Source organism: Proteus hauseri ATCC 700826, from assembly GCF_001654965.1.
In the GTDB taxonomy this organism is placed as follows: Bacteria; Pseudomonadota; Gammaproteobacteria; order Enterobacterales; family Enterobacteriaceae; genus Proteus; species Proteus hauseri.
In genome coordinates, this window is record NZ_LXEV01000034.1 from 92614 (window position 1) to 105377 (window position 12764).

General features: G+C 36.6%; 12 protein-coding genes. 10 read left to right on the forward strand and 2 right to left on the reverse strand.

Features of this window, described 5'->3' with window-relative positions; all coding sequences use genetic code 11:
* Nucleotides 1–11 precede the first annotated feature (11 nt).
* The 5 genes from M997_RS15780 to M997_RS15800 all read left to right on the forward strand — a co-directional run bounded on the left by M997_RS15780 (nucleotide 12) and on the right by M997_RS15800 (nucleotide 5560).
* A complete protein-coding gene (locus tag M997_RS15780) occupies nucleotides 12–653 on the forward strand; it encodes a TerD family protein (RefSeq protein WP_064721070.1) in 642 nt (213 codons plus the stop codon).
* Nucleotides 654–1295, forward strand: a complete 642-nt coding sequence (locus tag M997_RS15785) for a vWA domain-containing protein (protein WP_064721071.1) — start codon at nucleotides 654–656, stop codon at nucleotides 1293–1295.
* A 139-nt stretch (nucleotides 1296–1434) separates the two neighbouring features.
* The gene (locus M997_RS15790; RefSeq protein WP_064721072.1) at nucleotides 1435–2475 is read left to right on the forward strand and encodes a TerY-C metal binding domain-containing protein; all 1041 of its coding nucleotides are present in this window, start codon (nucleotides 1435–1437) and stop codon (nucleotides 2473–2475) included.
* The gene (locus M997_RS15795; protein WP_064721073.1) at nucleotides 2475–4031 is read left to right on the forward strand and encodes a PP2C family serine/threonine-protein phosphatase; all 1557 of its coding nucleotides are present in this window, start codon (nucleotides 2475–2477) and stop codon (nucleotides 4029–4031) included. The genes M997_RS15790 and M997_RS15795 overlap by 1 nt, the downstream gene beginning before the upstream one ends.
* Nucleotides 4032–4060: 29 nt before the next feature.
* Nucleotides 4061–5560 (forward strand): helix-hairpin-helix domain-containing protein, encoded by a 1500-nt coding sequence (locus tag M997_RS15800; protein ID WP_064721074.1) that lies wholly within the window; start codon nucleotides 4061–4063, stop codon nucleotides 5558–5560.
* Nucleotides 5561–5644: 84 nt separating this feature from the next.
* On the opposite strand, the gene M997_RS15805 is transcribed toward M997_RS15800, so the two are convergent.
* Nucleotides 5645–6064 (reverse strand): TonB family protein, encoded by a 420-nt coding sequence (locus M997_RS15805; RefSeq protein WP_064721075.1) that lies wholly within the window; start codon nucleotides 6062–6064, stop codon nucleotides 5645–5647.
* 269 nt (nucleotides 6065–6333) lie between these two features.
* Here M997_RS15805 and aes point away from each other — a divergent pair, with 269 nt between their 5' ends.
* Nucleotides 6334–7302 carry an acetyl esterase gene (gene aes / locus M997_RS15810; protein ID WP_064721076.1) on the forward strand — a complete coding sequence of 323 codons (969 nt, stop codon included), beginning with the start codon at nucleotides 6334–6336 and terminating at the stop codon, nucleotides 7300–7302.
* Here the strand turns inward: aes and M997_RS15815 are convergent.
* Nucleotides 7299–8012 (reverse strand): NUDIX hydrolase, encoded by a 714-nt coding sequence (locus M997_RS15815; RefSeq protein ID WP_064721129.1) that lies wholly within the window; start codon nucleotides 8010–8012, stop codon nucleotides 7299–7301. The two genes, aes and M997_RS15815, sit on opposite strands and share 4 nt — an antisense overlap.
* 153 nt (nucleotides 8013–8165) lie before the next feature.
* Between M997_RS15815 and M997_RS15820 the strand changes: the two genes are divergently transcribed.
* From M997_RS15820 to M997_RS15835, 4 genes are all read left to right on the forward strand, one after another.
* Nucleotides 8166–9185 (forward strand): SPFH domain-containing protein, encoded by a 1020-nt coding sequence (locus M997_RS15820; protein WP_064721077.1) that lies wholly within the window; start codon nucleotides 8166–8168, stop codon nucleotides 9183–9185.
* Nucleotides 9185–10114, forward strand: a complete 930-nt coding sequence (locus tag M997_RS15825; protein WP_064721078.1) for a diacylglycerol kinase catalytic domain-containing protein — start codon at nucleotides 9185–9187, stop codon at nucleotides 10112–10114. The genes M997_RS15820 and M997_RS15825 overlap by 1 nt, the downstream gene beginning before the upstream one ends.
* A gap of 1273 nt (nucleotides 10115–11387) precedes the next feature.
* Nucleotides 11388–11987 carry a common pilus major fimbrillin subunit EcpA gene (gene ecpA / locus M997_RS15830; RefSeq protein ID WP_064721079.1) on the forward strand — a complete coding sequence of 200 codons (600 nt, stop codon included), beginning with the start codon at nucleotides 11388–11390 and terminating at the stop codon, nucleotides 11985–11987.
* A gap of 75 nt (nucleotides 11988–12062) precedes the next feature.
* Nucleotides 12063–12749 (forward strand): EcpB family pilus assembly chaperone, encoded by a 687-nt coding sequence (locus tag M997_RS15835; protein ID WP_064721080.1) that lies wholly within the window; start codon nucleotides 12063–12065, stop codon nucleotides 12747–12749.
* Nucleotides 12750–12764 lie beyond the last annotated feature (15 nt).

Genomic DNA, 12764 nt, shown 5'->3' on the forward strand with positions numbered 1-12764 from the left:
AAGGAATGAATATGTCTGTCAGTTTAAAAAAAGGACAAGGTGTTAGTTTAAAGAAAAATGAATATGACCTTTCATCTGTCACCATTGGCTTAGGTTGGGATATCAACGAAGAAAAACGTGGGTTTCTTGGCGGGCTTTTTGGTAAAAAAAGTGAAGAGTATGATTTAGACGTTATCGCATTTTTGTGTGGTGCCAATGGCAAAGTTAACGATCTGGGTCAAATTGAAGGTGGCCAACCTTCTCTAGTCAATGGCGATATTATTTTCTTTAATAGCTTAAAACATAAATCAGGACAAATTTGGCTAACGGGTGATAACCGCACCGGTGCGGGTGATGGCGATGATGAACAAATCATTGTTAAGCTCAATACCCTTGATGATAAATTTACCAAAATCGTCTTTATTGTTCAGATTTATAATGGCAAAGAGCTGCAACAACACTTTGGTAAAGTACAAAATGCTTTTATTCGTGCTGTCGATGCCAAAAATATAGAAATGGCACGTTTTGATCTATCCGGTGGAGAAGCCTTTAATAATCAACGCTCAATGCTTTTCGCTGAATTAGTCAGAGAAGAGAGCGGTTGGAAACTTAATGCCATTGGTGAGCCGTCAAGTTCAGATAGCTTTGTTTCTTACTTAAAGGATTTCACCTAAATGAGAAGATTACCGGTTTATCTTCTTATTGATACATCAGGTTCAATGAGAGGCGAATCTATTCATGCGGTTAACGTAGGCATACAAACTATGCTTAATGCATTAAGGCAAGATCCTTATGCATTAGAGAGCGTACATATCTCAATTATTACTTACGATAATGAAGCTCGTGAATTTATTCCAATGACAGCATTAGAGGATTTTCAATTCTCTGATATCACTGTTCCTAGCTCAGGCGGCACCTTTACAGGGGCAGCACTGGAATGCTTAATCAAATGCGTTGATCGTGATATTAAACGTTCTGATGGTGATCAAAAAGGCGATTGGCGTCCACTGGTTTTCTTAATGACGGATGGCACACCATCAGACTCTTACGCTTATGGTGAAGCAATCAAAGAAGTTAAAAAACGCTCGTTTGGTTCTATTATTGCTTGTGCTGTAGGCCCGAAAGCAAAACATGACCATTTAAAAGCATTAACTTCTCAAGTTGTGGCATTAGAAACCTTAGATTCTAATGCATTTTCAGGCTTTTTTAAGTGGGTATCAGCGAGTGTGGCATCAGGAAGTTCAAGTGCGGGTGTAAATACAGATAACAAAGACACCCTACCGCCGCCGCCACCTGAAATTCAATTGGTATTGTAATCAAACAAAGCAAAGCGTCTTTACTGCGCTTTGCTTTATTTTTATGTGCTCACTTTGTCAAATTTCATATTTTCTTGCGCATAACCGCAATACTTTTATAACGATAAAACGCTCTGATAAAAGAACATAAGGTATAACGATGAGAAGGCTACCGATTTTTTTTGTACTTGATTGCTCAGAATCGATGATAGGCGAAAATCTAAAAAAGATGAATGATGGTCTAACAACGATTATTAGTGATCTCAGAAAAGATCCTCATGCACTAGAAACTGCTTGGGTATCTGTTATTGCCTTTGCTGGAATGGCTAAAACTATTGTGCCACTGACAGAAGTTGTCTCTTTTTATCCACCACAATTACCTCTTGGGGGTGGAACTTCTTTAGGTAGCGCATTAAGAGAATTATCACACCAAATTGAAACTCAAGTTAAAAAAACTACAACAGAGCAAAAAGGTGATTGGAAACCCGTTGTTTATCTTCTTACTGATGGTCGTCCTACTGATGATTACGCACAAGAAATCACACGTTGGAAAGAAAAATACGCCAACAGAGTTAATTTTATTGCTATTGGATTAGGACTCAGCGCCGATCTACATGTGCTATCGCAATTAACAGAAAACGTATTGTTATTTACTGAAGCACAAGAAGGTGATTTTACTCGTTTTATTAAGTGGATAACCATGTCCGTGGTTTCTCATAGCCGTAGTGTTGGCGAAGAAGCGCCACCACTTTTAAGTAAAACAGAACATATTGTTCGTTTAGCCAAAGATGATATTGCTCGCGCTTATGATGAATCCTGTGTCACTTTTGTTGGTCGCTGTAATCAAACCCGCTCAGCTTATTTAATGAAATATGAACGCCCGCCAATGGCTTCTTCAGGTCTCGATTTTAAACTTAATTTAAATGGTTTTAACTTAACGGGTTGCTATCCCCTTAATGAAGATTATTTTACTTGGAGTGATCACAGTGCAACCACATACCAAGTAAACACCAGTGAATTACACGGTACGCCGGGCTGTCCTTATTGCGGTAATGCAACGGCATTTGCAGTCTGTCAATGTGGAAAACTACTTTGTGTTAATGGGCCAGAAACCGTGATTTGCCCTTGGTGCGATAATACTATTGCCTTTAATGACAACAGCAACCAATCTGATTTTGATGTAACACGAGGTAAAGGCTAATGGATAAAACAGCTATGCTGACCAAACTGCTGATTGAGAGCGTTATTACACAATATCGTCTGCCATTATCAGAAGAGACGCTTATTGCGCTGTATGAAGATATTGAATTAACTCAGGCTATCAATGCTATTGCGATGCAAATCAAAGTAAAAGCAGAAGACTCACAAGAAAAAAGTAATACACAAAAAAATGAAGATCCGCTGTTACTTATGCTTTTACCGCCAGCACAAGCAATTATGCCCCAAATAGAAACAGAAGTTACAGCCAATATTGAAGCAGTTGAAATAAATAAAATAACAACGCAAGAAATGGCACTATTAAAACCAGGACAAATTCCGCAACATGCCTCGTCACGACTAACTAAAAAACCCTTTGTTCGTGCACCCATTGCGCAAATTACAATTTCAAATGCCAAAGTCGGCACTGAATTTAATTCAGTTGTTGAAATAACACTAGATACTCATCAAAACGCAGAAATAGGATCTATTTTAATCCCTGATGATCTAGGTATTCACTTTGATCCTAAAACCCAATCATTAACGGGGATACCAACTAAAAGTGGTAATTTTACACTGACTGTAAATTGGATTTCTGAACAAGAGCACTACAGTAACGAGATCTTACTCATTATTAATCCTGATCCTCGTAGTTTATGGCAAATTAACGAGCCACCTGCTGATAGCCCATACCCTAAAAAACATATTGATAGCAAAGTTATTATTGAAGATGGCATACATATTGCCGCAGCTAGCCGTCGTGGGCGCTCTCATGAACATGCAGGTACATTTCGTGATGATGACTTTTATATTCATCATGACAAGCAAAGTAAATGGAATGTTCTCATTGTCGCTGATGGTGCAGGTAGTGCGCGCTATTCTCGAGAAGGCTCACGTATTGTCACCAATATTGTCAGTGAATATCTACAAGAACAGCTCAAGATTGATAACAACCCGACATTAGCGCCTTACCTTAATACCATTCATCAATGGGATAACGAAGATGAAAAAAAGCAAGTAGGAAACTTTTTCTCTCGCCTCTTTCACAATGCTTCACAGCTCGCCGTTAATCACTTAAAAAATGAAGCAATACGCGTTAATGAGCCAGTAAAATCTTTTTCTACCACATTATTAGCCACTGTTTCTTTACAACTTGACGATGCTATTTTTGCCGCTTCATTTTGGATGGGAGATGGGGCTATTGCTGCATTTAGTCCTACTGGTAATGTGCGCTTATTAGGCGTGCCTGACAGTGGTGAATATGCTGGGCAAACACGTTTTCTCGATGATAGTGCAATTAATGATAATGCCTTTAATCGGCGTATTATGATTGGTAAATGGACTGATGTTTCTCATCTTATTTTAATGACAGACGGTGTTTCAGACCCTTATTTTGAAACTGACAACGGCTTAAAAAACACCGATAAATGGACTGCATTAGTTAATGAACTATCGCCTTGTTTAGCCGCACCTGAAAATGCAGATAAAGCACTTGCGCAGTGGTTAAATTTCTTTTCCGCAGGTAATCACGATGACCGCACCATTATTGTGGCTTGGTGATCATTTAAACAAGAGAATTGGTGATTTTTATGGCAGATATCATTACCTGTACAACACAAAGCGGAAAAACAATCCAGTATGTAAATGAAATAATTGGCTCTGGATCAATGAAAGATGTCTATTTTTCCCCTGATAAAACCTATGTCGTGGCCTTTTATAAAACACCACAAAATGTGCAGGCAAAAGATCGTATCGATATGATAACCAGTGCATATCGTCATAATATATTTGAACAAAGCGGGGGCGATTATTGGAAAAATCTCTTTTGCTGGCCTACCGATGTAGTAGAACATCAAGGTAAAATTGGTATTGTTGTTCCAACTTATCAATCGCATTTCTTCTTTAAATATGGCTCTAAAAATAACGACTTTCTGGCGATAAAAGGCCGAGAAAAAGAAGGTAAATGGTTTGCTAGTGCTAATAACCAGAATAAATTTCTCGATCCTCGTGAACGTGGCAATATGTTAAATTACCTGAAAGTCTGTTTATTACTGGCTCGAGCGGTACGCCGAATGCACGCTGCTGGCTTATGCCACAGTGATCTTAGCTATAAAAATGTACTTATCGATCCTGAGCAAGGTCATGCGTGTGTTATCGATATTGATGGCTTAGTTGTTCCCGGAAAATACCCGCCTGATGTAGTAGGAACGCCTGATTTTATTGCACCAGAAGTAGTGGAAACCAGCCATTTACCAAAAGAAGATCCTAACCGTATATTGCCAAATATCACGACAGACCGACATGCGCTTGCTGTACTAATTTATATGTATCTATTTTATCGTCACCCATTACGTGGTGGTAAAATTCACGATCTTAATGATGAAATGCGAGATGAAACCCTTTCTATGGGGGAAAAAGCGCTTTTTATTGAACACCCTACAGATAAAAGTAACACAGTAAAATTAAATCAAGTGAGGCCTTCTTCTCTGCCTTGGGCTGATCCACAAAAAATCCCTTACACCATTATGGGTCCTTATTTAACGCCGCTGTTTGAAAGAGCCTTTATCACGGGATTACACGACCCAACCCAACGCCCAACAGCTGATGAATGGGAAACCGCACTAGTAAAAACGGTGGATTTAGTTCAGCCTTGTCAAAATAACGATTGCGAACAGCAATGGTATGTTTTCTCTGGGAAAACACATCCCGTTTGTCCTTATTGCCACACGCCTTATAAAGGTCAACTACCAATTTTAAATCTCTACTCTTCACGTAAAGCAGGTAGTTTTAGACCTGACGACCACCGCTTAATGGTATGGAGCAATCAATCCCTCTTTCCGTGGCACGTTAATCGCCTTATCGCCCCCAATGAGCGCACTACAGATGAACAAAAAAAACGCGTGGGTTATTTTGTTTATCACAACTCAACCTGGTGGCTAGTTAACGAACGAATTGATGGATTAATGGTATTACCAGAGAAAAAGCCAATCCCAATAGGAGATAAAATTGCTTTAACTGATGGGCTGCAATTTGTTTTATCTACCGAAGAAGGTGGAAGGCTTGTTGTAGTGCAGTTAGTGTCAAATTAACGATAATTAGAGAATAATTCTATTAATTAACAAAGGGTTATTCTCTTTTTATTGATGTAATTTCACACTGCTTTTGTTAAAAAATTAGTTTATATTCGATAATTTGAACTCTATTATCATTTTTAAATTATTAATAGGTTTTCCGGTTTCATAACGCCAGTGTTCCATTGCCTGAAGAAGTGATAAACCAAAAACATCAACAGCAGGAGAATCAAACATCCTAATATTTTGTACTTGCCCATTCTCATCAACATCAAACTTAATCTCTAGACTACCTTCAATTTTTGCTTCTTTAGCTCTCGCGGGATAATAAGGAAGTTGCTGTGATAAGGCTTGCGGTTTTTCCTCGATCTGTTTATCAAATTCCTTTTGTATCGGTTTTTGTATATAAAATTGCGCTTTTAGTCGTGTCTCAAGTGCATTAGCTTGAGCGGTTTGAATGGTGTAATCAGCAAATAAAAAAATGCTACTGACTAAGCTAAAAATGATAAATTTAGTTTTCATTCTTCTTCTTTTAAAATCAGATATAAGATTTATATACATTAATACTTCTAATAATTATTTTTATTTTTATTTTTATTTTTATTTCATTATTTAGTTAAGAAAAATTGTCTAATCTGTCATATTTTAGCTATTTTCTTAAATAAAAGATAAATCACATTTTCTACTCATCCATGCTCGGTTATTGACAAACATTCAATATTGGCTACCAAGATCTCAGTTTATTAAGCCCCATTATTTACAATACCGCACAGTGATAATTGGAGGCATTAATGAAAACTAAAAATAAAATCAATGTGCTAGAACTTATTTCGCCAGAAATGCAGCAAGTCATGCAATTTTATGCAGATAATCCGCAGCCAGCGCCTGAAAGTAACGATTACCCTGCTATGCGTCTTGCTTATAACCAAGATAGACGTTATTGGAATGCCGATGCACCTGAAATGTTTAGCATAAACGATATTTCAGTTAACACATCTTATGGACAAGTGTTAACTCGTATTTATAAACCTGTAGAAAAAACACCAGCAACACTATTTTACCTTCACGGCGGAGGCTTTATTTTAGGTAACTTAGATACCCATGATCGGATTATGCGTTTACTTGCACGCTATAGCGGATGTGCGGTTATTGGTATCGATTATTCATTATCACCAGAAGCATATTATCCACAAGCAATTGAAGAATCAGCGCAAATTTGTCAGTTTTACCACCAAAAGGCACAAAAGCATGGCATAAACATGTCAAATATTGGTTTTGCGGGCGATTCGGCGGGCGCCATGCTATCTCTTGCTGTTGTACTCTGGTTACGAGATAACAACATTCACTGTGGCAATATTTGTGCAGCTTTGCTGTGGTATGGATTATATGGATTACGCGATTCCACCAGCCGCCGACTTTATGGTGGTGAATGGGATGGCTTACGCCAACAAGATTTAGAAGAGTACGACAACGCCTATTTAACTGCATTGGGCAATAGAAATGCCCCTTATTACTGTTTATTTAATAATGACTTAACTTACGATATTCCTCCTTGTTTTATTGCTGGGGCGCAATATGATCCATTAATTGATGACAGCATTACGCTATTTAAAACTCTAGAAGCCCACCATTTACCTTGTGAATATAAAATGTATTCCGGCACATTACATGCCTTTTTACATTACTCTCGTATGATGAAAGTCGCTGATGACGCCATACGCGATGGCGCCAACTATTTTGTAAAACAACTTACTGATTAAAATTCAAGATTACGAATAAAACGATAATCTGCTGACGCCTCTTTTAGTCGATAAAGACTTGCGGGGCGTCCTCTTTCAGCACGTTTTTCACCGGTATCAATCAATAAATCTGCTTGTTCAATACGCCTACGGAATGATTTTTTCTGGATAGCTTTACCTATTAAAATTTCATGTACATGCTGTAATTCAGGCAAGGTAAACACTTCAGGTAATGCAAAACCAGGTACTATTGAATAGAGTGATTTCTGTTTCAAACGCTCTCTTGCTTGATCAACTAATTCATTATGATCAAACGCTAATGTTTTTTGAGCTACGTCCTCTATAGGTAGCCACATAACGCTGTCTACTGATTCAATATGAGTTTCACACGCTTGATGCGCAATTAATGCGGTATAACACACGGTAACCGACCACCCTCTTGCATCACGCTGACTATTACCGACAGCACAAAGTTGTTCAATATAAGGGGGCGTAACACCCGTTTTCTCTTTTAACTTACGCAATACTGTCTCTTCTAAACAACTATCTTTAGCTTCATCGACAAACCCACCAGGTAATCCCCATTTCCCTTTTTCAGGGTGATCCCCTCTTTTAACCACCAGCACCTTTAACATTTCTTCATGGTAAGTAAATAACACCGCATCAACGGTGATAAGCGGAGATAAAAAATCACGACGGTTATAACTGGCTAAAAAATGTTGCTCATTCATGGTGTCAGCTTTATTAAAAAAAGATGTCTCTATTTTAGAGCGAAATGTTGGAAAATCAAATTTTGTCATAAAGACACTAAATCTGTTGACAATGATAGTGTCTATAAGACACAATTCAGTTATTGTCATAAGGACACTAATTGGAGACGTACTATGTTTAACTTAAATTATTTCAAAGCAGATTCATCAACCTTTATTATCAAATCCGTTAACGGCAAAATTCGCCAGCAAGGTAAAGGACTGAGTTTTTGGTATAACGCGGCGACTACCTCAATTGCAGCATTACCTTTAAACGCACAAGAAGCCCCTTTTATCTTTAATTTTCAAACTGCGGACTACCAAGGTTTACGCATTCAAGGACAGATCTCTTTTCAAGTGAAAGAACCTGAAAAAGCGGCTGAAGTACTCAATTTTAACTTAAGTAAAAATGGCAAATCGTATGCCTCAGAAGATCCACTAAAATTAAGTGATCGTGTGGTACGTATCGCTCAAACTTTAATTCAGGCAAAAATTCAAAGTACTCCACTACGAGAAGCCTTGTTGTTGAGTCAATCTTTAGTCTCTTTTGTGATGTCACAACTTGTACAGCATCCGTCATTAGATGCATTAGGAATAGCTATTCTTGATGTCTCTATTGCGGCAATTACACCTTCACCAGAAACATTAAAAGCATTAGAAGCCCAAGCAAGAGAATCGCTACTTAAAGAAGCGGATGACGCTATTTATGCACGCCGTAAATTTTCAGTAGAACAAGAACGCACCATTAAAGAAGCTGAGCTAGAAACTGACTTATCGGTACAACGTAAAAGACAAGAAATCGAAGAAGCGCGATTAGAAAACGAGCGTGCGCTATTACGTGAACAAGCAGAAATTGAAAAAGAGCGATTAGAAGCCAAAGTCAATGCAGAAGCTAAACGTAAAGAATTAGTCGCTTTAAGTGCTGAAAACCAACGTACACAATCACAAGCCGATGCCTATGCCATTGAGGCAACAATGCGTGCTTACCGTGAATTACCCGTTGAAAATCTAAAAGCCATGGCATTAGCCAAAATGGATTCTCAGCAATTAATGGCAATGGCATTTGAAACCTTAGCGCTTAATTCAGGAAAAATTGGTGAATTAAATATTACCCCTGACCTCTTCAGCCAATTTATGAAAAAAGGAAACAAATAATGGAAAATAATAAAGAGGTTAGATTTGTGCTTGTGATGCGCAAAAGCCGCCTACAGGAATTAATTGAACGCTTCAACACTTGGTCACAAGCCAAGTTTTATTTAGAACATAACAATGTTGAGGTAAAGGATTACCTCAACGAACATAATTTGTATCAAAAACAGTTAACTGAAGCAGAATTAATTCTCAAATCATTTGGTCGTTTTCAATTATTGGAAAGAACGTTATTACCTAGCTATCAATTCGCTGCTCACGATATTGTGGTCGTTATTGGTCAAGATGGGCTTGTGGCTAACACACTAAAATATCTTACGGGACAACCAGTTATTGCCATAAATCCAGACCCATCGCGCTGGGATGGCAAACTGCTGCCATTTGAAATTGGACAATTAAAACAAACTGTTATTAATACGCTAAATGAGAAAATGCCTTTTAAAGCAGTCACTTTTGCCCAAGCAACAACTAACGATGGTCAATCGCTATTAGCAGTAAATGACCTCTTTATTGGTCCTAAAAGCCACACTTCAGCGCGTTATATTTTGCAATGGGAAGGTGCGAAAGAAGCACAGTCATCTTCGGGGATTATTGTTTCAACTGGATTAGGCTCAACAGGCTGGTTTCAGTCTATTTTAGCGGGCGCGATGGCGATTACAGGCAACACCTCGCACCCTTTTTTACAAGGATTTAGTTGGGGAGATAAAAAACTACAATTTAGTGTCAGAGAGCCCTTTCCAAGTAAAACAACTGGCATCGCCCTTACTTTTGGCACTATTGATGCAAATTCTCCTTTAGAATTAGAATCGCTAATGCCAGAAAATGGCATTATTTTCTCTGATGGTATTGAAGACGACTATTTACAATTTAATGCAGGTTGTATCGCAAGCATCGGTATTGCTGATATACAAGGGCAACTGATTAGCCCTAAATAATATCAAAGCTTGCATTATTGCTAATTAAACACGCTAATTGCGAATACTAATATCAGTGCAATGACAACGATATCACTTTGAACCAAAGATAAACCTTTTAGCCAAACGCTATCTCAATCAAGCAAAGTTAACACAAGTTAAGTATTGAAATTATTCAAATGGAAATTTTAAAAGCAAAATATTTAAGTTTATTTAGTAACGTATTAGACAATCATAACAGAAAAATAATTATAAAAATCAATATTCAATTAAAGGCTTTTTATAATAAATATTTTTTAGATAATAAATAATGAAAAAAATGAAACAATGGTCATTAAATTATATAAAAAAACAAAAATATATTAAAAATAAAAACTAATAACGCATAACAACAATAACTATATTAAATTTAATTTAGACTCACTAATAAAATAAAGATATATAATAAATAACCTTTCATTTACATTTATTTAACATGGTTGATCTGGATCATAAAATAAATAAGATCTTATTTTTACCTTTCTAAAATATATTTAAACACATAACAACCTCACTTGAATTAATAATAACTACTGTTTCAATCATTAATATATAAAGACCAATAAGAATAAATACGTAATTAAGGTCTTATTAAGATTATCTTTATAGGAATTAATATATCTAATGATAGAAAACCTATTTAATCATTTGCAATTGGTTCATTAAAAGTCAAAAAATAGTATTTAATATAAAAAAATAAACAAAAATAGAAATATAAATCTAAATAAACACAAATTTAAGTTTAATTACGCCAGAATACACGTAGAAAGACATAATAAAAACTAAACAAAATCAATCAAAAAAACCTTAATTTAATAAAAAAACACAATAAAGCATAAATATTTCTTATGCTTCATTTTGTGAGCATAAAAACCTATGAGAATATTCTTATGCAAAATCTTATATTTATTCGTTAAATTAGCCTCCGTACTCTCATTAAGAGTAAAAAAATAAGTATTTTAATTAGTAATAAAAACCCAGTCTTAATTTTTTAATTTCAAAGTAATGGATGTATTAACTCCACTTACTTTCTTATAAAGAATATTGAGAAAATATAAATTAATAAATTTTACGTCATAACTGGAATATAAAATCTAATTTATTAGACACTTAATCTTTAAGCTGAATAATTTTCTATCAATTCATTTTAAAGATGTGCTTTTCATTATTAATTAAACATAAATAAAAATTTCTTTCTGCTTTAATTGCTTGAAAGATACCCGCTCTATTATAGATAATCATTAAAGGATACTGTATGAAAAAGCTGACATTAGCCGTTCTTGCTGTTGCTATTATGGGTGCGACTACCCTTGCTCAAGCAGACACTCGTAAAGCCCAAGCTGTTGCTTCATGGGATGCAAAAGCAATTAAAGATACTCAAAGTATGTTAGTTGTAACACCATTAAAATCATTAACTTTTAATTACGCTGAAGGTGTTAAAAGCTTTAATACTCAAGATGGTGCTTTTGATATCACAATCCAAGGTCAAGAAAAAGCAACTGATTTTAAATTAACTTCAAAAATCATCAGCGACACTTTAACTCGTGCTGCAGATGACAGCGAATTAACAGTTGGCGTTAAATGGAATGGTGCTGAATTAAGCAAAACAACAGATACCACTATGGTTGACGTTGCAGCTGGTACCACAGCAGGTCTGGACTTCTTAGCACAAGACGGTGCTTACAACGGTAAAGACCGTGTTAGTGGTCAAGGCCAATTTGCTTTCAATATCGCTTCTGCAAAAGTCGCCGGTGCTGACGCTAAATTTGCTGATTTAGCTGATGGTTACTGGGATGGCGATGTAAAAGTGCAATTCACTGCAACTTGGGAAGGTGACTTCACTAAAGCTCCATAAGTTATAAATCAACTAACGTATTTTATTAATGCAATAAGGGATGAGCGAATATTCGCTCTCCCTGAAGGATTCGTGATGAAAAAAATAATATTAGCGTGTTTGAGTCCTTTATTTTTTTATAGTCATTTCGCAGCAGCTATTCATGTTGGGGCCATTACTGAAATGATGACCTCTGACCAAACGATCCTAGCTAAAGAAATTGAAAATAATGTCGATCAAGCGCGTTTAGTTGGCTTATCTATTGAGCGAGTTTCATCGCCATTAGAAAATGGTCAAGTTATTCCGATGGACAATAACGAACTACTTTCTTCTCCGGCTAATTTAATTTTACCGGGTAAAACCACTGAGAGTTTTAAGATCTTCTATAAAGGCCCCGCTGACAATCAAGAACGTTATTATCGTTTAGTTTGGCGTGATGATCCCGTCACTGAAGATGGATCAACCCAAAATAAAAAATCAGCCACTGCGACGACCTCTGCCACTATCAGCACCATATTAGTGGTCGCGCCTCGCCAAGAAAATTTTAGCTACCGTTTCGATAAAGAAAAACGCGTAGTCTACAACACCGGTAATAGTGCATTTCGTACTGTAGCCACCGGGGATTGTATGCCCAATGCCGTCACTCGTAATGAAAACAATCGTTGCAATGAACGCTACTACGTGATGCCTGGCTTAGGCGTGAAATTACAACAAGTCGATGTGCAAAGTAAGAAAGCCACTGTCGGTATTTGGCATAAAGAAGACTTTATCATTGTGAATTAATTTTATTTTTTATTT